Annotated in this window: 24 protein-coding genes and 1 pseudogene; 13 read left to right on the plus strand and 12 right to left on the minus strand. The window is 63.9% G+C overall.

Annotated features, from left to right (window positions below; translation table 11 throughout):
- Positions 1-212 precede the first annotated feature (212 nt).
- Positions 213-830 (plus strand): phospholipid-binding protein MlaC, encoded by a 618-nt coding sequence (locus QCE58_RS23475; RefSeq protein ID WP_175982336.1) that lies wholly within the window; start codon positions 213-215, stop codon positions 828-830.
- 27 nt (positions 831-857) lie between these two features.
- On the opposite strand, the gene QCE58_RS23480 is transcribed toward QCE58_RS23475, so the two are convergent.
- Both QCE58_RS23480 and QCE58_RS23485 read right to left on the minus strand, forming a co-directional pair.
- Complete coding sequence (locus tag QCE58_RS23480; RefSeq protein WP_008354278.1) at positions 858-1,496, minus strand: response regulator transcription factor; 639 nt, start codon at positions 1,494-1,496, stop codon at positions 858-860.
- Positions 1,486-2,913, minus strand: a complete 1,428-nt coding sequence (locus QCE58_RS23485; RefSeq protein WP_250436190.1) for a cache domain-containing protein — start codon at positions 2,911-2,913, stop codon at positions 1,486-1,488. Before QCE58_RS23485 ends, QCE58_RS23480 begins: the two co-directional genes overlap by 11 nt.
- Before the next feature lie 195 nt (positions 2,914-3,108).
- Between QCE58_RS23485 and QCE58_RS23490 the strand changes: the two genes are divergently transcribed.
- From QCE58_RS23490 to QCE58_RS23500, 3 genes and pseudogenes are all read left to right on the plus strand, one after another.
- Entirely contained in the window at positions 3,109-5,193 is a 2,085-nt protein-coding gene (locus tag QCE58_RS23490; RefSeq protein WP_008354280.1) for a carbon starvation CstA family protein, read from the plus strand.
- Between the two features lie 11 nt (positions 5,194-5,204).
- Complete coding sequence (locus QCE58_RS23495; RefSeq protein WP_008354281.1) at positions 5,205-5,399, plus strand: YbdD/YjiX family protein; 195 nt, start codon at positions 5,205-5,207, stop codon at positions 5,397-5,399.
- 79 nt (positions 5,400-5,478) lie between these two features.
- A pseudogene (locus QCE58_RS23500) lies at positions 5,479-5,586 on the plus strand (PIN domain-containing protein); the annotation flags it as partial.
- Between the two features lie 66 nt (positions 5,587-5,652).
- Here the strand turns inward: QCE58_RS23500 and hpnH are convergent.
- The 3 genes from hpnH to QCE58_RS23515 form a co-directional block, all read right to left on the minus strand.
- Entirely contained in the window at positions 5,653-6,807 is a 1,155-nt protein-coding gene (gene hpnH / locus QCE58_RS23505; protein WP_250521852.1) for an adenosyl-hopene transferase HpnH, read from the minus strand.
- 13 nt (positions 6,808-6,820) lie between these two features.
- Entirely contained in the window at positions 6,821-7,783 is a 963-nt protein-coding gene (gene ispH, locus QCE58_RS23510) for a 4-hydroxy-3-methylbut-2-enyl diphosphate reductase (protein WP_008354283.1), read from the minus strand.
- 94 nt (positions 7,784-7,877) lie between these two features.
- Positions 7,878-8,198, minus strand: a complete 321-nt coding sequence (locus QCE58_RS23515; protein ID WP_152563215.1) for a hypothetical protein — start codon at positions 8,196-8,198, stop codon at positions 7,878-7,880.
- A gap of 15 nt (positions 8,199-8,213) precedes the next feature.
- Between QCE58_RS23515 and QCE58_RS23520 the strand changes: the two genes are divergently transcribed.
- Entirely contained in the window at positions 8,214-9,416 is a 1,203-nt protein-coding gene (locus tag QCE58_RS23520) for a glycosyltransferase (protein ID WP_008354285.1), read from the plus strand.
- 10 nt (positions 9,417-9,426) lie between these two features.
- Here the strand turns inward: QCE58_RS23520 and QCE58_RS23525 are convergent, their stop codons facing one another.
- The 4 genes from QCE58_RS23525 to hpnA all read right to left on the minus strand — a co-directional run bounded on the left by QCE58_RS23525 (position 9,427) and on the right by hpnA (position 15,211).
- Positions 9,427-9,945, minus strand: coding sequence for a hypothetical protein (locus QCE58_RS23525; protein WP_008354286.1), 519 nt, complete (start codon positions 9,943-9,945; stop codon positions 9,427-9,429).
- A gap of 104 nt (positions 9,946-10,049) precedes the next feature.
- Positions 10,050-11,561: a tetratricopeptide repeat protein gene (locus QCE58_RS23530; protein ID WP_250521851.1), complete on the minus strand. Its 1,512-nt coding sequence runs from the start codon at positions 11,559-11,561 to the stop codon at positions 10,050-10,052.
- A gap of 148 nt (positions 11,562-11,709) precedes the next feature.
- Complete coding sequence (locus QCE58_RS23535) at positions 11,710-13,956, minus strand: NADP-dependent isocitrate dehydrogenase (RefSeq protein ID WP_008354288.1); 2,247 nt, start codon at positions 13,954-13,956, stop codon at positions 11,710-11,712.
- Positions 13,957-14,200: 244 nt separating this feature from the next.
- Complete coding sequence (hpnA, locus tag QCE58_RS23540) at positions 14,201-15,211, minus strand: hopanoid-associated sugar epimerase (protein ID WP_250521850.1); 1,011 nt, start codon at positions 15,209-15,211, stop codon at positions 14,201-14,203.
- Positions 15,212-15,372: 161 nt separating this feature from the next.
- On the opposite strand from hpnA, the gene QCE58_RS23545 reads away from it, so the two are divergent.
- The 5 genes from QCE58_RS23545 to QCE58_RS23565 are packed head-to-tail and all read left to right on the plus strand — an operon-like array spanning position 15,373 to position 21,467.
- Positions 15,373-18,519, plus strand: coding sequence for a response regulator (locus QCE58_RS23545; protein ID WP_081851862.1), 3,147 nt, complete (start codon positions 15,373-15,375; stop codon positions 18,517-18,519).
- Positions 18,516-19,361 (plus strand): protein-glutamate O-methyltransferase CheR, encoded by an 846-nt coding sequence (locus QCE58_RS23550; RefSeq protein WP_008354292.1) that lies wholly within the window; start codon positions 18,516-18,518, stop codon positions 19,359-19,361. Before QCE58_RS23545 ends, QCE58_RS23550 begins: the two co-directional genes overlap by 4 nt.
- 2 nt (positions 19,362-19,363) lie before the next feature.
- A complete protein-coding gene (locus QCE58_RS23555) occupies positions 19,364-19,960 on the plus strand; it encodes a chemotaxis protein CheB (RefSeq protein WP_250521849.1) in 597 nt (198 codons plus the stop codon).
- 22 nt (positions 19,961-19,982) lie between these two features.
- Entirely contained in the window at positions 19,983-21,122 is a 1,140-nt protein-coding gene (locus QCE58_RS23560; protein WP_175982330.1) for a hybrid sensor histidine kinase/response regulator, read from the plus strand.
- Between the two features lie 48 nt (positions 21,123-21,170).
- Positions 21,171-21,467 carry an acylphosphatase gene (locus QCE58_RS23565; protein WP_008354295.1) on the plus strand — a complete coding sequence of 99 codons (297 nt, stop codon included), beginning with the start codon at positions 21,171-21,173 and terminating at the stop codon, positions 21,465-21,467.
- Here the strand turns inward: QCE58_RS23565 and egtD are convergent.
- Entirely contained in the window at positions 21,464-22,432 is a 969-nt protein-coding gene (gene egtD / locus QCE58_RS23570) for an L-histidine N(alpha)-methyltransferase (RefSeq protein ID WP_250521848.1), read from the minus strand. The two genes, QCE58_RS23565 and egtD, sit on opposite strands and share 4 nt — an antisense overlap.
- Before the next feature lie 373 nt (positions 22,433-22,805).
- Here egtD and rarD point away from each other — a divergent pair, with 373 nt between their 5' ends.
- Positions 22,806-23,783, plus strand: a complete 978-nt coding sequence (rarD, locus tag QCE58_RS23575) for an EamA family transporter RarD (RefSeq protein ID WP_250521847.1) — start codon at positions 22,806-22,808, stop codon at positions 23,781-23,783.
- 205 nt (positions 23,784-23,988) lie between these two features.
- Here the strand turns inward: rarD and QCE58_RS23580 are convergent, their stop codons facing one another.
- Positions 23,989-24,696 (minus strand): hypothetical protein, encoded by a 708-nt coding sequence (locus tag QCE58_RS23580; protein ID WP_250521846.1) that lies wholly within the window; start codon positions 24,694-24,696, stop codon positions 23,989-23,991.
- Between the two features lie 151 nt (positions 24,697-24,847).
- Between QCE58_RS23580 and QCE58_RS23585 the strand changes: the two genes are divergently transcribed.
- Together QCE58_RS23585 and QCE58_RS23590 are read left to right on the plus strand one after the other, a co-directional pair.
- Positions 24,848-25,165 carry a hypothetical protein gene (locus tag QCE58_RS23585; RefSeq protein ID WP_250436180.1) on the plus strand — a complete coding sequence of 106 codons (318 nt, stop codon included), beginning with the start codon at positions 24,848-24,850 and terminating at the stop codon, positions 25,163-25,165.
- Between the two features lie 111 nt (positions 25,166-25,276).
- The gene (locus QCE58_RS23590; RefSeq protein ID WP_175982327.1) at positions 25,277-25,627 is read left to right on the plus strand and encodes a hypothetical protein; all 351 of its coding nucleotides are present in this window, start codon (positions 25,277-25,279) and stop codon (positions 25,625-25,627) included.
- 91 nt (positions 25,628-25,718) lie between these two features.
- On the opposite strand, the gene QCE58_RS23595 is transcribed toward QCE58_RS23590, so the two are convergent.
- Positions 25,719-26,294: a transglycosylase SLT domain-containing protein gene (locus QCE58_RS23595; RefSeq protein ID WP_250457969.1), complete on the minus strand. Its 576-nt coding sequence runs from the start codon at positions 26,292-26,294 to the stop codon at positions 25,719-25,721.
- Positions 26,295-26,338: the final 44 nt, after the last annotated feature.

Here is a 26,338-nt window from a genome sequence, read left to right on the forward strand (position 1 = left end):
AAGACGTTACCTGGAGTGCCTGTTATTTTTGCGCGCGCGAGCGCGTGAATCGCATGATGCCGCGCAAGTATACCGGGCGCACTGAACGGTCCGTCCTTGAACTGTTACGCTGGCAAGGTGTCGATATACTGACTCGCAGCCGCCTGGCCGCTCCTGCAACGTCCGAAGGCCGCACTACCCGCGCCACCAAACCTGATTAGAGAACGGGTGCCATGAAACGCTATCTGTCTATTTGCTTCGCTTTCCTCCTTGCCTCGATGTCTTTCACAGGCGAGGCATTCGCACAAACGAGTCCCGATGCCGTCGTCAAGAATGCCGTCGAAGGCACGGTCAAGGCCATGAAGGCCGACCCGCAGGCGCGCGGCGGCGACATGGCGAAGATCACGCAACTCGTCGAGACGCGTTTCCTGCCCGCCACCGACTTCCAGCGCACGACGCGCATCGCGGTCGGCAAGGCGTGGGCGACCGCCACGCCCGAGCAGCAGAAGCAGCTTTACGACCAGTTCCAGACGCTGCTGGTCCGCACCTACGCGGCATCGCTCGCGCAGCTCCGCGATCAGGACGTGACCTTCAAGTTCGACGCGCCCAACGTCGACGCCAACGCGAAGGACACCGTCGTCGAATCACATGTCATTTCCACGGGCGGCGACAATCCGGTGCGCTATCGCCTGCAGAAGACACCGCAGGGCTGGAAAATCTACGACATCGACATGATGGGCGCATGGCTCATCCAGGTCTATCAGCAACAATTCGTCGGTCAGCTGCAAAAGGGCGGCGTCGACGGTCTCATCAAGTTCCTTTCCGAGCATAACGCCCGTTCCGCGGGCTGATCGCTCTCTGTCAGGCCGGGCCGGGATTCAGGTGCGGCGGTGCTCCACCGCGAATTTGATGAGTTCGGCCTGTCCGTCGATATCCAGTTTGCGCTTCATGTTCTGTCGATGCGTTTCCACCGTCCGCACCGACAGCCCATGCTGCTGCGCAATCTGCTTGCTCGATAAGCCTTCGGCGAGCGCATCCAGAATGTCGAGTTCGCGCGGCGTCAGGCGTTCGAGCGGCGTCTGCATCGACTGTGCCTGGATCATGCGCGCGGCCAGCCCGGCACTGAAAAACGTCTTGCCGGCGAGCACCGCGCCGATCGCCTGAATGATCTCGGCGGCGGGCGAATCCTTCAGCACGTAGCCGCTCGCGCCCGCGCGCACCGCCTGCTTCACGTATTCCACGTTGTCGTGCATCGACAGCATCAGCACGCGGATACCCGGATGCCGCTCGTGGAACAGCGCCGCGAGTTCGATTCCGCTCATGCCGGCCATGCCGACGTCCATTAGCGCGAGATCGGGCGGATTCGCTTCGTCGGCGGCGAGCGCGAGCGCTTCCTTCGCGTTGCCGGCCTCGCCGATCACGCGCAGATGCGGCACGGAGTCGAGCCGCGCGCGCAAGCCGTCGCGCACGAGCGGATGGTCGTCGACCAGAATGATGCGGGCAATTTCAGCGCTCATCGGTATGTCCTTGAAGATTCGGTGCGGCGAGCGGCAGCGGTACGCGCGCCACGATAGACGTGCGGCCCGGCTGCGAGTCGATCGCGAGCGTGCCGCCGAGCGTGTCGAGCCGCTCGCGCATGTTGCGCAGGCCGATGCCGCTCGCCGGATCGGAAAACGCGTCGTGCGCGTCGAAGCCCCGGCCGTTGTCGGTGATGTCGAGCGTGACGGCGTGCGTCGCGATATCGAGCGTGACCGCCGCGCGCGAAGCCTGCGCGTGCCGCGCGACGTTGGTCAGCGCTTCCTGCGCGATGCGGAAGAGCACGGTATTGACGGGATCGGGCAGCGTCGCGCGTTGCGGTGCACAAGGCTTGCCCTCGGCGGTCGCTTCGAAGCGCACTTCGGGGCCGTCCTGTCCGTCGAATTCGCGCGCGAGCTGTTCGAGCGCGGCGGCGAGGCCGAGATCGTCGAGCATCGCGGGACGCAGCGCGTGCGAGATGCGGCGCACTTCGCGCAGCGTGCCGGAAAGGCGTCCGAGGCTCGTCGCGAGCGCGGCTTCGGCGGTCGGTTCGCGCGCCGCGCTCCGTTCGAAACGCGCCAGCGCCGATTCGAGCAGCAGCTTCACGGAGACGAGCATCTGGCTGATGCCGTCGTGCAATTCGCGCGATAGCCGCGCGCGTTCCTGTTCCTGCGAATCGACGACTTGCCGCGCGAGGCGCTTCAACTTCGCGTCCGCGCTGCGGTGCTCGCTGATGTTGAGCACCGCGCCGCACACCGCGATGATCGCGAGCCCGAAAAGCGCGATCGCGCCGATCCACATGAGCGTGCGGCGGATATTCCCGGCTGCCTGCGAATCGATGCGCGCGAGCGTCGTCTCGACATCTTCCAGATAGATGCCCGTGCCCATCATCCAGCCCCAGCGTTCGAGCGGCACGACATAGCCGAGCTTCGGCGCGATCAGTCCGGTCGACGGACGTCGCCACACGTAGCGCACATAGCCGCCGCCTTTCGACGCCTGTTGAATCAGCTCCTGGATGGTCAGCGCGCCGTTCGGATCGCGCATGAGCCAGAGATCGCGTCCGACGAGATCCGGCTGGCGCGGATGCATCAGCGACGTGCCGCGCATCGTGTAGACGAAAAAGTAGCCGTCCTGCCCGAAGTCGAGACGTTGAAGCGCGTCGAGCGCGAGGCGGCGGCGTTCGTCGTCGCTGCGCGGATCGTCGGCGGGTGCGTCGTAATAAGGCGCGATCGCGCTCGTCGCAATCTCGACGTAATGGCGCAGTTCGATCTCCTTGCTCGACAGGTACGCGGCCTGCGTCGTGTCGTGCTGCGCTGCTGCGAGCGCTTGCGCCTGCTGGCGCACGCCGTAGGTGATGCCGCCGATCGCAAGCGCGAACGGCACGATCGCGAGCAGGAAGATCTTTGCCTTGAGATTCATCGATACAGGGTGTTCACATTCGAAGCCGCGGCGCGCCGCTTGCTGGAAACACAGGGTTTTCCGCTACGTGAAGCCACGTAGCGCGCATAAGTAGTTATGCGCTTGTAAGCGCCCGGGCGAAAGCGAATACTACCGCCCAATGCGCTATCACGGCGCAATCATCGGCCCGGAAGGGTCAATAACTAAGGAGACGCCATGAATCGGGCTTCCGGATTCCTGGTCTGGATCGCGCTCGCGCTACTGGGCGCGTTCGCATTCGGCACCATCGCGCTCGCGCACGGCGAGCGGATCAGCGCACTATGGATCGTCATCGCGGCGGTCTGCGTCTATCTCATCGCTTACCGCTTCTACTCACGCTTCATCGCGACGAAAGTGCTGCAGCTCGACGGCCTGCGCATGACGCCGGCCGTTCGTCACAACGACGGTCTCGACTACGTGCCGACCAACAAGTACGTGCTGTTCGGCCATCACTTCGCGGCGATCGCGGGCGCGGGTCCGCTCGTCGGCCCGGTGCTGGCGGCGCAGATGGGCTACACGCCCGGCATGCTGTGGATTCTCGCGGGCGTGGTGTTCGCGGGCGCGGTGCAGGACTTCGTCGTCCTGTTCATCTCGACGCGCCGCGATGGCCGCTCGCTCGGCGATCTCATCAAGATGGAACTCGGCACCGTGCCCGGCGTGATCGCGCTGTTCGGCGCGTTCCTCATCATGGTGATCATTCTCGCGGTGCTCGCGCTGATCGTCGTGAAGGCGCTGACGAATTCGCCGTGGGGCACGTTCACGGTTGCCGCGACGATTCCGATCGCGCTCTTCATGGGTGTCTATACGCGCTACATTCGCCCGGGACGCATCGGCGAGGTTTCCATCATCGGCTTCGTCGGTCTGATGCTCGCGATCGTGTACGGCGGACAAGTCGCCGAATCCGCGACGCTCGCGCCGTACTTCACGTTCACCGGCGTGCAGCTCGTGTGGATTCTGATCGGCTACGGTTTCGTGGCGTCGGTGCTGCCGGTATGGCTGCTGCTCGCGCCGCGCGATTATCTGTCGACGTTCCTCAAGATCGGCACGATCCTCGGCCTCGCGATCGGGATTCTCATCGTCGCGCCCGAACTGAAGATGCCGGCCTTCACGAAGTTCGTCGATGGCACGGGTCCCGTGTGGTCGGGCAATCTGTTCCCGTTCCTCTTCATCACGATCGCATGCGGCGCGGTGTCGGGCTTCCACGCGCTGATCTCGTCGGGCACGACGCCCAAGATGATCGACAACGAAGTCAACATGCGCTTCATCGGCTACGGCGCGATGCTGATGGAATCGTTCGTCGCGATCATGGCGCTCGTCGCCGCGTGCGTGATCGAACCGGGCGTCTACTTCGCGATGAACAGCCCGGCCGCGCTGCTCGGCTCGACGCCCGAAGCGGTCGCGCAGACCGTCTCGGGCTGGGGCTTCGTGCTGACGCCCGACATGCTGACGTCGACGGCGAAGGCGGTCGGCGAGACGACCATCGTCGCGCGTGCCGGCGGCGCGCCGACGCTCGCGGTCGGCATGGCGCACATTCTTCATCAGGTGATCGGCGGCCCGGCGATGATGGCGTTCTGGTATCACTTCGCCATTCTGTTCGAGGCGCTGTTCATCCTCACCGCCGTCGATGCGGGCACGCGCGCCGGCCGCTTCATGCTGCAAGACTTGCTCGGCACGTTCCACCCGGCGCTGCGCCGCACGGAATCGCTGCCGGCCAACCTCGTCGCGACGGGCCTGTGCGTCGCCGCGTGGGGCTACTTCCTGTATCAGGGCGTGGTCGATCCGTTCGGCGGCATCAACACGCTGTGGCCGCTCTTCGGCATCTCGAATCAGATGCTCGCGGGCATCGCGCTGATGCTCGGCACCGTGGTGCTGTTCAAGATGAAGCGCGAACGCTATGCGTGGGTCACGCTGGTGCCGACTGCGTGGCTGCTCATCTGCACGTTGACGGCCGGCTGGCAGAAGATTTTCGATGCGAATCCGAAGGTCGGCTTCCTCGCGCACGCCGGCAAGCTGAAGGACGCCTACGACGCGGGCAAGGTGATGGCGCCGGCGAAGTCGCTCGCGGAGATGCAGCGCATCATCTTCAACGATTACGTCGATGCGGCGCTTGCCGGCCTGTTCATCTTCGTGGTGTTGAGCATCGCGGTATATGGCGTGCTGGCCGTGCTGCGGGCGCGTCGCGAAGCGAAGCCGACCGTGCGCGAAACGCCGTTCGAAGCGATGCCTTCCGGCGCTTCCACCGCGGTGCGCGCGGGCCACTAAGGAGTCGAGCGATGTTCAGCGATCTTCGGCAGGCAGGACGGTATCTCGGCCAGACGATGCGTCTGATGGTCGGGATGCCCGATTACGACGCGTATGTCACGCACATGCAGACGACGCATCCCGACAAGCCGGTGATGAGCTACGCGGAGTTCTTCCGCGAGCGGCAGGAGGCGAGGTACGGGTCGGGAGCGGGGAAGTGCTGCTGAGTTGATGCTGCTGGGTGGTGATTGAAGATAACGCGACGGTGAGAGCCGTCGCGTTTTTTTTGGGCGCTGCGCGAGGTGCGATCCAGCCGACCGCATGATAGTCGCGACGGCGCGTTCGCTATCCGCTCCGCTGGTGACCAAGGACCGGCAGATTCGAAGGTACGAACACGTCAGGACGATCTGGTAGCAGAGAAAACAAAAAGGGCGAATGACCCAAGCCATTCGCCCTTTCCACGCTCCGTTCAACCGAAGCTCAATTCACCGCCGCCGCCGTCTTCGCGCCCTTGTTCTTCTGCGCGCGGCCGATCTCTTCCAGCTTGATCTCGACGTGCTTCGAGAACACATACTCGGCCGGACGCTGCTTGTCGATCGGCAGATCCTTCGCGAACGCGCCCGTCGTGCGCGGGCCCGACAGCGCGATCTTCGCGGCCTTCAGCGGATGCGCCACCGTGTCCATCACGGCGGTCGCCTCGAAGCCGCAGTGGACCATGCAGTCCGCGCACTTCTCGTACTTGCCCGTGCCGTACTTGTCCCAGTCGGTGGTTTCCATCAGTTCCTTGAAGGTCTTCACGTAACCTTCGCCGACCAGATAGCACGGCTTCTGCCAGCCGAACACCGTGCGCGCCGGGTTGCCCCACGGCGTGCATTGATACGTCTGGTTGCCCGCGAGGAAATCGAGGAACAGCGTCGACTGGCTGAACGACCAGTTCTTGCCGTTGTTGCCGCGCTTGAAGATTTCGCGGAACAGGTTCTTCGTCTTTTCGCGATTCAGGAAGTGCTGCTGATCCGGCGCGCGCTCGTAGGCATAGCCCGGCGAAACCGTGATGCCGTCCACGCCGATCGGACCGAGCGTGTCGAAGAACTTCCCGACGCGTTCCGGCTCCGCATCGTTGAACAGCGTGCAGTTGATGTTCACGCGGAACCCGCGGCGCTTCGCTTCCTTGATGGCCGCGACAGCCTTGTCGTACGTGCCCGGCTGCGAAACCGAGTGATCGTGCGCCTCGCGATCGCCGTCGAGATGCACGGACCAGACGAAGTACGGGCTCGGCTCGTAATCGTCCATCTTCTTTTCCATCAGGAGCGCGTTCGTGCAGAGATACACGAACTTCTTGCGCGCCATGATGCCCTTCACGATCTGCGGCATTTCCTTGTGCAGCAGCGGCTCGCCGCCCGCGATCGACACGACCGGCGCGCCGCATTCGTCGACGGCTTCGAGGCATTCCTGCAGCGACAGACGCTGGTTCAGGATCGGATCCGGATAGTCGATCTTGCCGCAGCCGTTACAGGCGAGATTGCAGCGGAACAGCGGTTCCAGCATCAGCGCGAGCGGGTAACGCTTGGTGCCCGTCAGGTGTTGCTTGAAGATATAGGCGCCAACGCGGGCCTTCTGGAGCATCGGGATAGACAATTGTGTCCTCTCCTTATTCTTCGCGAACCGCGGCTGCCGCAACGGCGGCGACCGGCTGAGTGAGCTTCGCGGGGAGTTTGAATTCGACCTTTTCCTCGCGGCCGTTCATCGTCGTGACTTCGACGTGTCCGAACGCGCGCAGGGCATCGATCACATGTTTGACCATTTCCTCGGGCGCCGAAGCGCCCGCGGTGATGCCGACCGTTTGCACGTCGGCAAACCATTCCGGCTTGATCTCCGAACCGTCCGCGACGAGATAGCTCGGAACGCCGCTCTCGGCGCCGATTTCCCGCAGGCGGTTCGAATTGGAACTGTTGGTGGCGCCGACCACGAGCAGCACATCGACTTGCGTGCTCAGCTCGCGCACGGCGGCCTGGCGATTCTGAGTCGCGTAGCAGATGTCGCGCGTGTCCGGGCCGACGATATCCGTGAAGCGGCGCTGCAAGGCATCGATGATGCCGCGCGTGTCGTCCACGGAAAGCGTCGTCTGCGTGACATAGGCGACGGGCGTATCGGGCGCGAGCGTCATTGTCGCGACTTCGGCTTCGCTCTGCACCAGCACGACGACGCCGGGAATCTGCCCGATCGTGCCTTCGACTTCCGGATGACCCGCATGGCCGATCAGAATGAGCGTGCGCCCCTGCGATACATACTGGCGGCCCTGCACATGAACCTTGGTGACGAGCGGGCAGGTCGCGTCGAGCACGTCGAGCCCGCGCGTCCGCGCATCTTTCTCGACGCTCTGCGCGACGCCGTGCGCGCTGAAAATCGCGACCGCGCCGTGCGGCACTTCATCGAGTTCTTCGACGAACTTTGCGCCCTTGCTGCGCAGGTTGTCGACCACATGACGGTTATGAACGATCTCGTGACGCACATAAACCGGTGCGCCATGCCGTTCGAGGGCCCGATCGACGATTTCGATCGCACGGACCACGCCCGCACAAAAGCCGCGGGGTTGAGCAAGGATGATACGCATATTCGAACGAACTCCGACTGGCGCGGGTCTCGGGTTAGCCGGCGCGAAGCTCGCACTTTCCCGAAGACCTGGCCACGAACGACGCTCGGAAGCGTCAGGAAGGCCGGGGAAAGCAGACCGGAAAAAAAGACACGGTGGGATCGGTCTGCGCGCCGAAGTTGACCGCGTATTCTAACGCGTTCCCTTTTTGGGTGCTCAATGCCCGCTTCACTTCGCGACGCGCTTCGGCACACGCAAATACGGCGATTTTGAGAACCCAGTAAACTGTCGGACGCTTCGGACCGCATGGCGTCGAGATCCGCGCCACGCGCCCTTGCCGCGCGGCCTCGCGGAGCGGCTCGCCGCGCTGTTTCCCTGGTGTATTTTTCGCGCAACGCCGGGTCGATCGCGCCATCGGCTGCGCCACTGTTTTCAAGCTAATCGTTTACTCATGCTATTGATCGCCTGGCTGTCTTTCTTGATCTGGATCGTGCTGCTGTTCGCCCGCGGCGGATTCTGGCGCGCGCAACCCGCGCCGGCGCTATCCGATACGACGATCCACGCTGTCGGCAACGCCGAGATCGCGCGGCGCGGCGCATGGCCCGCGCTCGTCGCCGTCGTGCCTGCGCGCAACGAAGCCGACGTCATCGGCCGCGCGGTCGGCTCGCTGCTCAAGCAGGACTATGCGGGCGCGTTCCATGTGATCGTCGTCGATGACCACAGCACCGACGGCACCGCGAACGTCGCGCTCGCCGCCGCCCGCGATCTCGGCCTCGAAGACCGTCTGACGATCCTGACCGCGCAGCCGCTGCCGCCGGGCTGGTCGGGCAAGGTGTGGGCGCAGTCGCAGGGCATCGGCGCGATCGACAAGCTCGGCCTGCCGGCGGAATTCCTGCTGCTCACGGACGCGGACATCCACCATCCGGCCGATGCCGCCACGCAACTCGTCGCGCGCACGATTCTCGAAGACCGCGATCTGGTCTCGCTGATGGTCCGTCTGCGCTGCGATTCCCTTTGGGAAAAGGCGCTGATTCCGGCGTTCGTCTTCTTCTTCGCGAAGCTTTATCCGTTCGAATGGGTCAACGACGCGAAGAAGGCGACCGCCGGCGCGGCAGGCGGCTGCATGCTGGTGCGCCGTTCGGCGCTCGTGGAGGCGGGCGGGATCGAATCCATCCGGCAGGAACTGATCGACGATTGCAGTCTCGCCGCGCGCATCAAGCATCGCGCGGGCCGCAACGACGCGCGCCCGATCCGCCTCGATCTCGCCGAGCACAGCGTGTCGCTGCGTCCGTACGATAGCTGGCGGGACATCTGGAACATGATCGCACGCACGGCGTTCACGCAATTGCGCTATTCGCCTCTGCTGCTTGCCGGCACCGTGCTCGGCATGGCGGTGATCTATCTCGCGCCGCCGGTGCTCGCGCTGGCATACGGCGCGAGCGCGTGGCCCGCATGCGCCGCGTGGGCGCTGATGTGCATCGCCTATGGTCCGATGCTGCGCTACTACCGCAGATCGCTGTTGTGGGCGCCGCTCCTGCCGCTCGTCGCGTTGTTCTACGTCAGCGCGACGATCGGCTCGGCCGTGCGGTACTGGAGCGGGAAGGGCGGGCAATGGAAGGCGCGCGTGCAGGCGCCGACGCAGGAAGGTTCGTAAACGCGGCTTCTCACTTCTTCGTCAACATGGCATACAGCTCGATGACCATGTTCGGCGAGAACGTGAACGGCACCCAGCCGTGCCCGGCGTGGCGCAAGACCAGCAGGCGGTCGCCGTTCGCGTATTTCTGCGTCGCCATGACGGGATTCTTCGTGGCGGCGAAGCGCCATCCCGGTGCAATGCCCGCAGGCTGATCCGGCGACATCGACGCGCGCACGTTCGACAATTCCTCGATCAGTTCCGACACACCTTCCGGGCTCAGCTTCACCGTCTTGCCCGCGATCGTCATTTCGACCGCATCGCGCTCCGGGCGCGACACGACGAGCGTCGGGGGCTCGTTCAGCGCGGGCGGTTCGGCGGGCGCGTCGGCATCGACCGGTTCGCGCACATCGCGCAAAGCGGGCGGTTCGTCCGATACGGCGGGCGGAGCGGCAGGCGAGCCGGCGGATGAGCGCGCAGATGCGGCAGCGGTCTGAAGGAGCGTATCGAGGCTCGACTCCAGCGCGCCGAGCTGGTCTTGTAGATTCATGCGAGTGTGTCTGTAACGTGCGTGCTAGCAGTGAGGCCCCGATTCTACCCGCTGGACTTCTCCGATACCGCCACACCTTGTAACGAAATGCACGCAACCGTGTGTCAGACGACGCGCTCGCCGAGGTTTTCGAGTTCGGTGCGCACGCGCGTCAGCACGTCGGTCCAGTCGCCGCGCTTCGTCTGCGTGAAGAGGCGCATGTCCGGATACCACGGCGTGTCGTCGCGATCGCGCAGCCACCGCCAGCAGCCCGCGAAGCGATTCAGCAGCCAGACGCGCTTGCCCATCGCGGCGGCGAGATGCGCGACCGACGTATCGACCGCGATCACGAGATCGAGTCCGTCGATGAGCGCGGCCGTGTCCGCGAAGTCGCCGACGCCGTCCATCCAGTCGGCGATCTGGCCGGCGAACGCGGGCGGCAGTTGCTTGTCGGCGTGCTCGGCCTTTTGCAGGCTGATCCATCGCACGCCGCGATACGAGAGCAGCGGCGCGAGCGTTTCCGGCGCGATGCTGCGCCGTTTGTCGCCGCGCGAATGCGTGTGGCCGCCCGCCCAGACGAGACCGACCGCCGGCATCGAGCGCTCGCCGATTCGTTCCGCCCAGAAACGCGCGCGTTGCGAATTGGCGCGCAGATAGGGCGTCGGCGCGGGAATATTGCCGATGCGCGTGCCGAAACACATCGGCAAGGACATCAGCGGGCAATGGTGCGTCCACACGGACAGATCGACGGCGTCTCCGTCGACGAGAACGATGTTCGGCCAGCGCGCGCACAGCGATTCTTCGAAGAGCCGCCGCAGCGGCGCCGGACAGACATAGCCGACGCGCGCGAAGCGTTCCAGCGCCATCGGCAGGTAGCGGCAGAATTGCAGCGCATCGCCGAAGCCTTGTTCGTGCAGCACGAGCAGGCTCGCGCCGGCGGGAAGCGCGCCGCCGCGCCAGAGCGGAATCGGCAACTCGGGCGCGCGTGCGCCGAGCGTCTGACCGTCCGTCTGAAAGCTTGCCCAACGGTGCTCGAAATGCGGCCACGCTTCGTCGTAGCGTCCCGCCGCGAGCAGCGCATGGCCGAGATTGCTGTGCGCTTCGAGGTTGTCCGGATCGAGCGCGATGGCGGCTTTCGTATGCTCGATTGCCGTGTCGAGATCGCCCAGACGGTTGAGTACCGCGCCCAGATTGTTATGCGATGCCGCGTGATCCGGCCGATGCCCGAGCGCTCGCCGATAACTCTGCGCCGCCGCTTCCATCTGCTCGTCGAGTTGCAGCGCAAGTCCGAGGTTGAACCAAAGCAGGGCGATGTCGCCGTAATCCGGAAAGCGCACATCGGCGATGCGCAGTCCGAGGCGCGCGCTTTGCGCCGCGGCCGGGAAGTCGCGCAGGTGCATCTGCGTCACGCAAAGCGAGTTGCAAAAGCCCGGATGCGCGGAAAGTTCGATGGCGCGTGCGAGCCACGTTCGCGCGTCTTCCGGCTTGCGCAGCGCCAGCGCGATCAGGCCGCGCAGATGAAGCGCATCGGCGTTGCGCGGATTCTCGGCGATGGCTTCATCGGCCAATTCGACGGCGATGCCAAACGCGTGCTCCGCATAAGCTCGACTGGCGCGCTGGATGAGATCGTTCTGCATGAGGTTTCCTGTCGGGGCGGACAGTGTATGCAGAGGCGAACCGGCGTCTGTAAAGATCGTTGGATGCGGCGCGCGCAAAAAAACCGGCATGCCCGAAGGCGATGCCGGTTTCATCACCGAAGCGCGAATGAACGCGCTTCAGCCCAACTTACTTCGCGCGCACCTGTTCGAGCGCGGCATTGAACGTCTTGCTCGGACGCATCACGGCTTCGAGCTTCTTCTCGTCCGGCTTGTAGTAGCCGCCGATATCCACCGCATTGCCCTGCACGGCGGCGAGTTCATCGACGATCTTCTGCTCGTTCTCGGCCAGCGTCTTTGCGAGCGGCGCGAACTGCTCGGCGAGCGCCTTGTCTTCCGACTGCGACGCGAGTTCCTGCGCCCAGTACATCGCGAGATAGAACTGGCTGCCGCGATTGTCGAGCTGGCCGGTCTTCGGCGACGGGCTCTTGTTGTTGTCGAGCAGCTTGCCGGTGGCCGAATCGAGCGCCTTCGCGACGAGCTTCGCACGCGCGTTGTCGTTCTTGATGCCGAGCTCTTCCAGCGACACCGCCAGCGCGAGGAATTCGCCGAGCGAGTCCCAGCGCAGATGGTTTTCCTGCACGAGCTGCTGAACATGCTTCGGCGCCGAGCCGCCCGCGCCCGTTTCGTACAGGCCGCCGCCCGCCATCAGCGGAACGATGGAAAGCATCTTCGCGCTCGTGCCGAGTTCCATGATCGGGAACAGGTCGGTGAGGTAGTCGCGCAGGATGTTGCCCGTGACCGAGATCGTGTCCATGCCGCGGATCACGCGTTCGAGCGTGTAACGCATCGCGCGCACTTGCGACATGATCTGGATGTCGAGACCGGTCGTGTCGTAATCCTTCAGGTACGTCTCGACCTTCTTGATGAGTTCGGCTTCGTGCGGACGATACGGGTCGAGCCAGAACACGGCCGGCGTGCCCGAGTTCTTCACGCGCGTGACGGCGAGCTTCACCCAGTCGCGGATCGGCGCGTCCTTCACGAGGCACATGCGCCAGATGTCGCCCTTCTCGACTTCCTGCGTCAGCCCTTCGAGGACTTCGCCCGTCGCGTTGTCGACGATGCGCGCCGTGCCGTCTTCCGCGATCTCGAACGTCTTGTCGTGCGAGCCATACTCTTCCGCCTTTTGCGCCATCAGGCCGACGTTCGGCACCGTGCCCATCGTCTTCGGATCGAACGCGCCGTTGGTCTTGCAGAAGTTGATGATTTCCTGATAGATGCGCGCGAACGTGCTTTCCGGAATCAGGCACTTCGTGTCTTGCGGACGGCCGTCGGCGCCCCACATCTTGCCGCCCGCGCGGATCATCGCGGGCATGGATGCGTCGACGATCACGTCGTTCGGCGCGTGCAGGTTCGAGATGCCCTTGGCCGAATCGACCATGGCGAGCGCCGGGCGCTTCTCGTGGCACGCGTGCATGTCGCGGATGACTTCATCGCGTTGCGATTCCGGCAGTGCTTCGATCTTCGTGTACAGATCGACGAGACCGTTGTTCACGTTGATGCCGAGTTCTTCGAAGAGCTTGCCGTGCTTGGCGAACGCGTCCTTGTAGAACACCTTCACGGCGTGGCCGAAGACGATCGGGTGCGAGACCTTCATCATGGTCGCCTTGACGTGCAGCGACAGCATGACGCCCGTGTCGAACGCATCCTGCATCTGGTCTTCGTAGAACTCGACGAGCGCCTTCTTGCTCATGAACATGCTGTCGACGATCTCGCCTTCCTGCAGCTTGACCTTCGGCTTCAGCACGATGGTTTCGCCGCGCTTCGTCACGAGTTCCATGCGCACTTCGCGGGCTTTATCGTTCGTGATGGACTTTTCGCCGTGATAGAAGTCGCCGTGTTTCATGTGCGCGACGTGCGTGCGCGACGCCATGCTCCACTCGCCCATGCTGTGCGGATGCTTCTTCGCGTAGTTCTTCACGGCGAGCGGCGCGCGGCGGTCCGAGTTGCCTTCGCGCAGCACCGGGTTCACGGCCGAGCCGAGGCACTTGCCATAGCGCGCGCGGATGGCCTTTTCTTCGTCGTTTTTCGGCTCTTCGGGATAGTCGGGCAGCTTGTAGCCCTTGCTTTGCAGTTCCTTGATCGCGCTCGTCAGCTGATGCAGCGACGCGCTGATGTTCGGCAGCTTGATGATGTTGGTGTCGGCGTCCTGCGTGAGTTCGCCGAGCTTCGCGAGGTTGTCGGGGACCTTTTGCTCGTCGGTCAGGAATTCGGGGAATTCGCCGAGGATGCGGGCCGCGACGGAGATGTCGCTCGTCTCGACGTTGACGCCCGCCGGCGCGGTGAAGGCACGGATGATCGGCAGAAAGGCGCTGGTCGCGAGCAGCGGAGCTTCGTCGGTCAGGGTGTAGATGATGGTGGGTTGCTGATTACTCATCGCTTGTCTCGACATCCGAAAACAGGTTGGAAAAAACCGCCGGCCTCGTCACCCCTCCGGCAACAAACCGCTATTCTGCCTGATTTTGCAGGGCGCGCGTGTGAATTTCGGCTTGCGAAATTGGCCAAAACGGGCGTTTTTCGCGCGAATTCAATGACTTAATTTTTTTCGAGTCTTATACAAGAGTTGCTGTCTTCCGGCCGCGTCGCGATGGCCGGAACGTTTCACGAAATGATTTGGCGCTTCATCCAGCGAGATACCCGTTCTCCCGGAACCAGTCCAGCGCGTCCTTCAGACCTTGCGCGTACGGCCGCGCGGCGTAGCCCAGCTCGCGCTCCGCCTTCGCCGACGTGAAGTACATCTTGTTCTTCGACATGCGCAGCGCGTCGACGGTCACGAAAGGCTCCTTTCCGCTCACTTTCGCGAACAGCTCCGCGCCGATCGCGAGCGGATAAAGCGGCCCGCGCGGCAGCTTGATGGTCGGCGGCTTGCGCCCGACGAATCGGGCGATGTCCGCCAACATCTGCTGCAAGGGCAGATTCTCGCCGCCCAGGATATATCGCTCGCCGATCTTGCCGCGTTCGAGCGCGAGAAAGTGCCCGTTCGCGACATCGTCGACGTGCACGAGATTGAGGCCCGTATCGACGAACGCGGGGATCTTGCCCGTCGCCGCTTCGACGATGATGCGCCCGGTCGGTGTCGGGCGCACGTCGCGCGGGCCGATCGGCGTCGACGGATTCACGATCACCGCCGGCAGCGCGTTCTGCGCGACCATGCGCTCGACCGCGCGCTCCGCGAGCACCTTGCTGCGCTTGTATGCGCCGATGGTGCTCTGCGCATCCGACGGCTTCGTCTCGTCGACGATCGCGCCCGAGCTCGTCACCTTGAGCGTCGCGACGCTGCTGGTATAAACGATGCGCTCGACACCTTCGGACAGCGCCGCGCGCATCGTCGCTTCGGTGCCTTCCAGATTCGCGCGTTCGATTTCGGCCGGATCCGGCGCCCAGATGCGGTAATCGGCGGCGACGTGAAACAGGAAGCGGCAGCCCCTGAGCGCGGCGCGCATGGACGCTTCGTCGCGCATGTCGCCGACGACGATCTCCGCGTCCAGCGATTCGACGTTCTTGCGCGGGCTGGTCTTGCGCACGAGCACGCGCACGTCGAAACCGCGTTCGATGGCGAGCCGCGCGACCGCGGAACCGACGAACCCCGAAGCACCCGTGACGAGCACGCGAGAGCCGGAAAAATCAGTCATTCTTACCTCGTTGAAAACGTCCGCGCGGCCTCGATTGTAACGATTGCCGCGCCGAAAAAAGGCTGCAAAGCCCGATGTGACAAGGGCTTGCGGCTCATGCTATGGTCCTCGCCTGCCGCGGCCGCGAGGACTGCGCAAAACATGGACACAACCGGTAAGCGATGCCTCAAGACACTCGAAACCTAAGCGCCTGGATTTACCTCGCAATCGCAATCACGCTCGCCGTGGTGTTCTGCATCGACGTGCTCACGCCGATCCGCATCGCGATCTGGGTGTTCTACGTGCTGCCCGTCGTGCTCTGCGTCTGGGCCGACCGCCCCGCCGTGCCGATCGTCACGGCGGGCGTCTCGACCGTGCTGACGCTCGCAGGATACGCACTCGCCGCCACCGATCCGAACACGAGCCGCGACGTGCTGCAGATCAACCGCGCAATGGGCATCGTCGTCATGCTCGCGCTCGCAGCGGTGGCGCATCTGTATATCAAATCGCGGCTCGCCGTACAACGCACGACCTGGCTGCAACAGGGCATCGTGCAACTCGCGCAGAAATTGCGCGGCGAGCAGTCTCCGGCTTCGATCGGCGTGAGCATCCTGCGTTCGATCATTCCGTACGTGAATGCAAAAGTCGGCGTCGTCTACGCGCTCGAAGGCGATGCGCTCGTGCGGGTCGCGTCGTGGGCGCTGCCGGACGATGCCAGCGCGCCAGCGAGGATACCGCGCGGCCAGGGACTCGTCGGACAGGCAGTCGAAGAGGCGCGCGTGCTCGAATTGCGCGACGCGTCCGCGCACTATCTGAAGGCCGGTTCGGCGCTGGGATCGGCGGCGGCGTCGCGCGTCGTGATCGCGCCGCTTCTCGCCGATGGCGACGTCGTGGGCGCGATCGAACTCGGCTTCGTCGGCAACGAAGGCCGTTTCGACGATACCCGCGCGCTGCTCGACATGGCCTCGGAACCGATCGGCATGGCGCTGCGTTCGTCGCGGTATCGCGCGCGTCTCGTCGAACTGCTCGAAGAAACGCAGCGCCAGAGCGAGGAATTGCAGGTCCAGCAGGAAGAGTTGCGCGTGTCGAACGAGGAACTGGAGGAGCGCGGCCGCGCGCTGCAGGATTCGCAGGCGCGTCTCGAACAGCAGCAGGCCGAGCTCGAACAGACCAACGTGCAGCTCGAAGAGCACACGCAACATCTGGAGCGGCAAAAGTCCGAGCTGATGCAGGCGCAGCAGGAACTGACCGCGAACGCGCTGGAAATGGAGCGCGCGAGCCAGTACAAGTCGGAGTTTCTCGCGAACATGTCGCACGAACTGCGCACGCCGCTCAACAGTTCGCTGATCCTCGCGAAACTCTTGCAGGACAACAAGCAAGGCAACCTGACCGAGGAACAGGTGCGCTTCGCCGCGACGATCCATTCGTCGAACAGCGATCTGCTTTCGCTCATCAACGACATTCTTGATTTGTCCAAGGTCGAGGCCGGACAGATGGACGTGCAGTTCGCGCACACATCCGTCGATGCGATCCTGCAGACGTTGCAGCAATCGTTCGCGCCCATCGCGGCGAACAAGGGCGTCGAATTCGTCACCGCGCACGGCGAGAACGTGCCGCAATACTTCGTCACCGACAGCCAGCGGCTCTTGCAGGTGCTGCGCAATCTGCTGTCGAACGCATTCAAGTTCACCGAGCGCGGCCGCGTGACGGTCGCGGTCGAGCGCGCCGGCGACAACGCGCTGCGTTTCGATGTGCGCGACACGGGCATCGGCATCGCGCGCGACAAGCAAGAGATGATCTTCCAGGCGTTCCAGCAAGCCGACGGCACCACGAGCCGCAAATACGGCGGCAGCGGCCTCGGATTGTCGATTTCGCGCGAGTTTTCGCGACTGCTCGGCGGATCGGTGTCCGTGTCGAGCGAACTTGGGCAGGGCAGCGTGTTTTCGGTGACGCTGCCGATCGCGGCGCACGAAGGCACCGTCACCGCGAAGCTCGATACGATCGGTCACATGCGGGAAGCGCAGCCCATGGCCGCGCCCGCGCCCGCGCCTGCGCCAGCGCCTGCGCCTGCGCCGGTACAGCCGATGCCGGCGCCCATGGTCAGTCCGGAGCCGCTCGGCATCGCCGACGACCGCGCCGACCGCAAGCGTCCGGATCGCGTGATTCTCGTCATCGAGGACGATCAGCCGTTCGCGCGCATCCTCTACGATCTCGCGCACGAACTCGATTTCGACTGCGTGCACGCGGCGACCGCCACGCAAGGCGTCGAGCTCGCGCGTTCGCTGCAGCCGAACGGCATTCTGCTCGATATCGGCCTGCCGGATCAGTCGGGCCTCACCGTGCTCGAATGGCTCAAGCACGATCCGCTCACGCGTCACATTCCGATTCACATCGTCTCCGCGACCGATCACGCCGATGTCGCGCTGCATCTCGGCGCGATCGGCTACACGCTGAAGCCGAGCGCGCGCGAAGAACTGGCGCACGCGATCCGCAAGCTCGAAGCGCGCTCGTCGCAGGGCATGCGCCGCGTGCTCGTCGTCGAGGACGATCCGGCGTTGCGTCAGAGCATTCACGCGCTGCTCGCGAGCGACACGGTGGGCATCGTCGAGGCAGGATCGATCGCGGAGGCCATCGAGGAGATGCAGCGCGTGCCGTTCGATTGCGTCGTGATGGATCTCGCGCTGCCCGACGGCTCCGGTTACGAACTGCTCGAACGCGTGTCGACGAGCGGCGGGCACGCGTCGCCGCCGGTCATCGTCTATACGGGACGCCTGCTGTCGCAGGAAGAAGAGCAGCGCCTGCGCCGCTATTCGAAATCGATCATCATCAAGGGAGCGAAATCGCCGGAGCGTCTGCTCGACGAAGTGACGCTGTTCCTGCATAGCGTGGAAAGCGCGCTGCCGCCGGAGCAGCAGCGCATGCTGCGCGCGGCGCGTCAGCGCGACGACGTGTTCGAAGGCCGCACGATCCTGCTCGCCGAAGACGACGTGCGCAACATCTTCGCGCTGTCGCGCGTGATCGAGCCGCTCGGCGCCACGCTCGAGATCGCGCGCAACGGACGCGAAGCGCTCGAAGCGCTCGCGCGCCGCAGCGATATCGACCTCGTGCTGATGGACATCATGATGCCCGAAATGGACGGCCTGACCGCGATGACCGAAATCCGCAAGCGCACGGAGCACGCGCGTCTGCCGATCATCGCGCTGACGGCGAAAGCGATGCCGAGCGATCGCGAGAAATGTCTCGAGGCAGGTGCGGACGATTACATATCGAAACCCATCGACGTGGATAAGCTCGTGTCTTTATGTCGGGTTTGGTTGCGGCAGCGATGAACATGGCGAACGACGGCAGTCACGACGAAGAAGCGACGTTCGACATCGAACTGAAGCTGATTCTGGAAGCGATCTACCTGCGCTATCAGCACGACTTCCGGCATTACTCGATGAGTTCGCTGAGAAGACGCCTCGCGCAAGCCGTGAACGATCTCGGCCTGCCGACGCTCTCGCATTTGCAGGAGCGCATTCTGCGCGATCCGGCGCTGTTCGCGCGGCTGTTCCAGTACCTCACGGTGCAGGTGAGCGAGATGTTCCGCGATCCGCACTACTTTCGCGCGATTCGCGAGCAGGTCGTGCCGATTCTGCAGACGTATCCGTCGATCAAGGTCTGGGTCGCGGGATGCAGCACCGGCGAGGAGCTGTGGTCGCTCGCCGTGCTCTTCGCCGAAGAGAAGATCGCGGATCGCACCGTGTTCTACGCGACCGACATCAACGCCGAAGCGCTGCGTCAGGCCGAGAGCGGCATCTATCCGCTGGAACGCATGGCGAGCTTCAGTCAGAACTATCTGGCGGCGGGCGGCAAGCGTTCGCTGTCGGACTACTATCACGCCGCGTACGGCGCGGCGAAGTTCTCGCAGACGCTCAAGTCGCGCGTCGTGTTCGCGGATCACAGTCTCGCGACCGACAGCGTGTTTCTCGAAGCGCATCTCGTGTCGTGCCGCAATGTGCTGATCTATTTCGATCGCGCGTTGCAGGATCGCGCGCTCGGTCTGTTCAGCGATTCGCTCGTGCGGCGCGGATTTCTCGGGCTCGGCAGCAAGGAAAGCCTGCGCTTTTCCACCTATGCAGACCGCTTCGCGGATTTCAATGCGCGCGAGCGGCTTTACCAGAAGGTGTGACGATGTTCGACGCGCATCGCATCGGAGCAGTCGTGATCGGCGCATCGGCGGGCGGCGTCGAGGCGCTCAATCATCTGTTGCCCGCGCTGCCGAAGACGTTCGTGCTGCCCGTGCTGATCGTCGTGCATGTGCGGCAAGGACAGCCGAGCCTCTTGCCGGGATTGTTCGCGTCGCGCTGCGAACTGGCCGTCGAAGAGCCGTTCGACAAGGACGAGATCGCGCCCGGCACCGTGTATTTCGCGCCGCCGGGATATCACATGCTCGTCGAGGCGGAAGGCGGCGCGGCGCCGGCGATCGCGCTGTCGGTCGATCCGCCGGTGCGCTTCTCGCGGCCATCGGTGGACGTGCTGTTCGAATCGGCGGCGCATGCGTATGGCGAACGTCTGCTCGGCATCGTGCTCTCCGGCGCGAACGACGACGGCGCCCGCGGCACGCGCGCGATCCGCGAGGCGGGCGGCGCGTGCTGGGCGCAGAACCCGGAGACGGCCTCGGCCCCGGCCATGCCGCTCGCGGCGATCGCTGAGGACGCGGTGAATGAAGTACTGACGCTCGATGAAATGGCGTTGCGGCTGTCGCAATGCATCGGCCGGCAGCCATGAAAAGAAGGCAAGGAGTCACCAGATGACGCAACCCATCCACGTGCTGATCGTCGATGACATTCGCAACAACATCACCGCGCTCGAAGCGTCGCTCGCGCGGCCGGATCTGTCGGTGCTGAAGGCCGAGTCGGGCCCCGCCGCGCTGGAGCTGCTGCTCAAGCACGAAGTCGCGCTCGCGATCCTCGACGTCAACATGCCGGGCATGGACGGCTTCGAGCTCGCCGAACTGATGCGCGGCAGCCCGCGCACCGCGCACGTGCCGATCATCTTTCTCACGGCGACGGCGCAGGACGCGAGCCGCACGTTTCGCGGCTATGAAGCGGGCGCGGTGGATTTTCTCTACAAGCCCTTCGATTCGCGCATCCTCAATTCGAAGGTCGATGTCTTCATTCAGATGGAGCGTCAGAAGCAGCAACTCGCGACGCAGCTCGCGACCGTGCAGCAACTGCTCGATGCGAACGAAATGCTGATGGCCGTGCTCGGTCACGATCTGCGCACGCCGCTTTCCGCGGTCATCGCGTCGGCGGAATATCTCGCGCGTTTCGTGCAGGACGAGAACGTGGCGAACATCGGCACGCGCATCAAGTCGAGCGGCATGCGCATGGTGCGGATGGTGGATCAGTTGCTGAACCTTGCGCGTCTGCGTGGCGGGCGCGTGACGCTGCAGCCGCGCGCCGTCGAGTTGATGACGCTCGCGAAGAATATCGTCGATGAATACGAGGCGCGCGTCGGCAAGGGGCGCATCTTCGTGCTGCGTCAGGGCGACACGCTGTTGCAGGGCGACGGCGATCTGCTGTCGCAGGTGTTCTCGAATCTCATCGGCAACGCGCTGCAGCACGGCCACGAAGGCTCGGCGATTCAAGTGCGCCTCGACGGCAACGCCGAGGACATCACCATCGCGGTGCAAAACGCCGGCGAGATTCCCGCGGACGTTCTGCCGACGATCTTCGCGCCGTATCGATCGGGCCGGCGTCAGAACGAGTCGAGCGGCCTCGGGCTGGGGCTTTACATCACGCGTGAAATCGCGCAGATGCATGGCGGCGACGTATCCGTGCGCTCGACGTCCGAAACGGGCACGGTGTTCGAAGTGAGGTTGCCGCGCGTGCCGCATCCGCGCTCGGGCGAACACGCCGACATGGCGCAGCCCTTTCGCCTGAGTTGAAGCGCGTGTCTACAATGCGCCTATGAACACTGGAAAGGAGTAAGCGCGATGCCGGGCCCGGATCTGGATACGAGAATCGAAACCTATTACGTGCGTGTGCGCGGCGTCGTGCAGGGCGTCGGTTTCAGGCATCACACGGTGCGCAAGGCGCATGCGCTGGGCGTGCGCGGCTGGGTCGCCAATCTTGATGACGGCTCCGTCGAAGCGGTCGTGCAGGGCGCGGCCAATCAGGTCGATCTGATGCTCGAATGGCTGCGACGCGGGCCGCCGCATGCCCGCGTCACCGAGTTTCACAGCGAGGAGCGCCACATCGAGAAACGCTACGAGCGCTTCGAGCAGCACTAACGCGCGACCAGCAGGCTCTCCGCGAACTGCCATTTCTCGTCGCGCCACTGATGCGTGCATTCGAAGCCCGCATCGGCGGCGATGGGCGCGACTTCATCGGCCGCATATTTGTGGCTGCTTTCCGTCCAGATCGTTTCGCCTTCGCGGAAGTCCACGCGCAGATCCGCGCCGCGCACGCGTACGGAAAGCGCGCGCTTCGCACGCAAATGCATCTCGACGCTGCGCGCATCCGGATTGAAGCGCGCGACGTGCTCGAAGGCGTCGATCGGAAAGTCGCCGCCCAGTTCGCGATTGATGCGCGCGAGCATGTTCAGGTTGAACGCGGCCGTCACGCCGATCGGATCGTCGTACGCGGCGATCAACACCGGCAGCGGCTTGATGAGATCGGTGCCGAGCAGAAGCGCGTCGCCAGGTTGCAGCATGCCGCGAATCGAGCACAGGAACTTCGTCGCCGCAAGCCGCGCGAAATTGCCGATGGTGCTGCCGAGAAACAGCACGAGCAGTCTTTCGCCGTCCTTGCGCTTGGCGCTGACTTCGGAGAGTCCGGCGAGGTAGTCGCGTTCATGTCCGACAATCGACACGCGCTCGATATCGCTCAGTTCGCGCCGGCACAACTGCAATGCGGTGCGCGAAATTTCAATCGGATGATAGGCGGTCGGCTGCTTCTTACACAGCGCTTCCAGGATGCGGCGCGTCTTGCGGCCGCTGCCGCTGCCGAGTTCCGCGACCTGAATGTCGCCGGGCATCGCCGCGACGATATCCGTCGCGTGGTCCTTCAGCACGCGCTCTTCAGCGCGCGTCACGCCGTACTCGGGCAGCGCGGTGATCACTTCGAAGAGGGCCGAACCCACTTCGTCATACAGATACATCGACGGCAGTTCTTTCTGCGGACGCTTGCTGAGTCCTGTGTGCACAGCCTCTGCGAAGGCATTGTTGAAGCGGGGGGAAAGGGCAGCTTGAGTCATGACGTCTCCATCGATGCGGCGTTTTCTTCGCGTGCCACCGGGAAACGATGGCACGGCGCGTTGTTGCAGCGGATGCTTCGACGTGAGCGGCGGATGATCGCGCGGTATGCCGCTCGGACTGAGGGACAGGCCGGCTGAACGCGCCGGACCGACAAGGGTCGCCGATCAACATGACCGGCAAAAGACAACCGCAAGAGACAATGTTCACGCGGCAGAGTTCATGCCGAATGCGAAGCATGAGGGAAGCAAAAAGCGGCGCGCGCGGCAGTTATCTTTGCAGCGCGTTCCGAAAACAAAGCGCTCGCGGCGTTTAGAATGCGCAGTTCACGTTGTGTCCGGCTTGCATTCACCTTCAACGCGCAGCGACTTCCCGATGAATCAGCATGACCTCGCGCGCGGCATCGCGCTGTCCGTCGCGGCTTCCGCGCTCTTCGCGCTCATGTCGGGCTACACGAAATGGCTCGCGCCGCTCGACGGCCTCGACATCTTCGCGTGGCGTATCGTGTGGACATTGCCGGGCGCGCTCGCGCTGGTCGCGGTGAGAAAGCGCTGGCCGCAATTATGCGCGCTCGTCGCGAGGCTCGCCAAAACGCCGCGACTGCTGCTGATGTTCGCGATCACGGCCGCGCTGCTCGGCCTGCAATTGTGGATCTTTCTCTGGGCGCCGCTGCACGGGCGCGCGCTCGAAGTATCGCTCGGCTATTTCCTGCTTCCCCTCGCGATGGTGCTGCTCGGACGCTTTCACTACGGCGAGCGGCTCGATGGATTCCAGTGGGCAGGCGTCGCGGCGGCGACCGTCGGCGTTGCGCATGAGTTCATCGCCACGCATGCGTTCGCATGGCCGACGCTCGTCGTGATGCTCGGTTATCCGCCGTACTTCATGTTGCGTCGACGGCTCAACGCGGACCCGCTCGTGTCGTTCGCGGTGGAGATCATGCTGATGTCGCCCGTCGCCGCGCTCATGCTGTTCGCGCGCGGCGCGTTCACGGAGGTCGCGGGCGCGCCGCATCTGTGGCTCGTGCTGCTTCCCGGACTCGGCGCATTGAGCACGATCGCGCTCGCGTCGTATCTGCGCGCGAGCCGTCATCTGCCGCTCGCGCTCTTTGGCATTCTCGGCTATGTGGAACCGGTGCTGCTCGTCGGCGTCGCGGTGCTGCTGCTCGGCGAGCCGTTTTCAGCGCACCAGCTCGGGACTTATGTGCCGATCTGGATCGCTGTCGTGCTGACGGGCGTGCATAGCGCGCGTCTTCTGATGCGCTCGCGCAAAAAGGCATCGCCGATGCCGATGAGCGAGCATCACGCGAGCGTCGAGCATGAAACCGTCGCGGATGAAATCGAGCGCGTGGATTGATCAGCGCGCCCCGTGCGTTTCGATGGGGGCGTCGTGCGGATCGCGCATGAGGTCGAGCCCGAACACGACGCCATCGAAACGCGTGCCGCGCTGATCCGAGAACATAGGCAAGTAAAAAGGCGAGCCCGAAGGCTCGCTTGAATCGAACGCACCGGTTTGTTGATATGCAATGCCCGATGCGCAATGCGAGGGACGCTCGCCTCCCTTACTTCTTCGCCGCGTCGACCTTCGCATCGGCGGCCGACTTGTTCGCGTCGTTTTGTGCTTCGACTTTTTCCTTGTCGGCCTTCGCTTGTGCCACGTTGGCATCCTTCGCTGCGTCCTGCTTTTTCTTGTCGGCCTTGCTTTGCGCAGCGTGCTTTTTCTTGTCGGCTTTCGCCTGTGCCTTGGCGGCATCACCGCGAGCGTCGGAAGCCTGTTCCGGCGTGGTCGCCTGCGCTACCTTCGCGGCTTCCTTGTTGGCGTCGGCTTGCGCCGATGCCTTGTCCTCGTTCGCCGATGCCTGCGCCTTCGCGGCGTCGTGCTGTGCTTCGGCCTTCTTCTTGTTGGCGCTCGCCTGCGCCTCGGCCTTTTCGTTGTTCGCCTTCAGTTGCGCTTTGCCGGCGTCGGTGGCGGCGGTTTGCGCGAATACGGTGGAGACCAGCATGGCGGATGCGAGAGCAGCGACGATCTTCTTCATGGTTTGAAACTCCCTTGATCTTTTATTTGAGGACGCGTGGCGCGCAGTGCGCCGCGCTGACGATGAAAACGCCGCGTGCTTCGATCCAGTTGACGTTCTTCTGGTGACAAACAGTAACCAGTGGCGAGCAAATGAAACGGCATGCGGTAAAAGCGGCGGGATTGCTTGGGCGCGAGCATTTGCATTACCGAACCGGCTGAAAAAGCTGTTACGTCGTAGCGAATTCGCTTCCATTTGTAACTGTGGTTTTAACGATTGGGAATCCGAACGAATCAGCCTATTTGTAATCGTTGAAATGCGCGGTTACCAAGTAATGCAGTTATTTCTTAGCTGTCTGCTTAAGATGACTTCCACGAACCCGGCTAAACGGGAAATGGAGAAGCTCATGAAACGCACAGCACTTGTCTTGTTGATGATCGGTAGTCTGACGATGGCGGGCCAAGCCTCGGCGCACGGACACGGCGGTGGCCGCGGCCACGGCGGCGATGGCGGTGCGATCGTCGGCGCGCTGATCGGCGGTGCGGTGCTCGGTGCGCTGGTCACATCGGTCGCCAATGCTCAACCGGCTTACGCGCAACCCGTCTATCAGCAACCCGCGTATGCGGAGCCCGCATACGCACAGCCTGTTTATGCGCAGCCGACGCAGCCGCCTGGCTACTGCTACGACAACTATCGCAATGCGTACGTGCCGTGCGGCTACTGATCCTCTGATCGTCTGACGCGATGAGACTCGCGGCACGTGCCTTGCGCTAATGCGGACACGGTCGTTGCACGACATACGCGACGACCGATACGCAAACTCGGGAGACTTGCAATGAACGCGACTACGAAGAAGTTGGTGATTTCCGCGCTGGTACTCGGTTTATCGGGCGGCGTCTATGCGCAAGCGGGCGGCGGCGGTTCGATGGGCGCAGGCGGCAACGGTTCGGCCGGCGCAGGTTCAGCTGCGGGCGGCAAGGGCGGCGGCGTCGGTATGGGCGGAACGGGAATGGGCGGCTCGGCGGATGGCACGACCGGCACCGGCGCGAAGAGCGGCATGGGCAACGACGCGACCAACGGCATGAGCCAGGATCAGGGCACGGTGCAACGCAGTGCGCCGAACAACGGCAACATGAATTCGGGCGGCATGAAGTCCGACGGCAGTGGCACCAAAAAGGCCTATTGAAGCGAGGCCGGCGCGCAGTCGGGTGCGATCGCCGCGACGTCCTCGGGACGTGTTGCGGCATCCGCCCGGCGGCGGCGCGCGAGATTAAAGCTTATTGAGGGCTCGCCGACGCCGCATCGACGGATGCGGCCGGTTCGAACGCCTTTGCGCGCACGCTGACCTTCTCGGCGTAGGCGCGCGAACCGCCGTAGCTTTTCAGCGCGGCATCGACATCGCCCTGAGCGGACTTCACATAGCCGTGCAGGATGGCAGAGCCCGTCTCGATGTTGTCTTCCGGATCCGTCAGATCGACGTTGCGCACCAGTTTCTTGTGCGCCGACGGCACCACTTGCATGAGGCCCGTTGCATTGTTCGGCCCTCGGGCGGTTTCCTTGAAGCGCGATTCGATCGAGATGATGGCGAGCAAAAGCGCCGGAGGCAGCGAATATTTCGACGCGGACGACATGACCGCCGTAGCGATGGTTTCCGCCTTTTGGCGCGCCACGCCGAATTTGCGCGTGAGCATTTCCGAAATCTTGTGACTTGCCTGCTCGGCCTTCGGGTCTTGCGCGACGGCGGACTGCGCGACCGGATTGCTGGCGGCGAGCGGATTGTCCTGTGCGTGGGCGGCAGGCGCGCCGTTCAGCGAGAGGGCAAGGGCGGCAAAGATGACAAGTACACGACGCATCGGATGGCCAGATCAAAGCGGAATCGCATTATAGCCACATAAAA

It is taken from the genome of Caballeronia sp. LZ028 (assembly GCF_031451415.1).
Taxonomy (GTDB): Bacteria; Pseudomonadota; Gammaproteobacteria; order Burkholderiales; family Burkholderiaceae; genus Caballeronia; species Caballeronia zhejiangensis.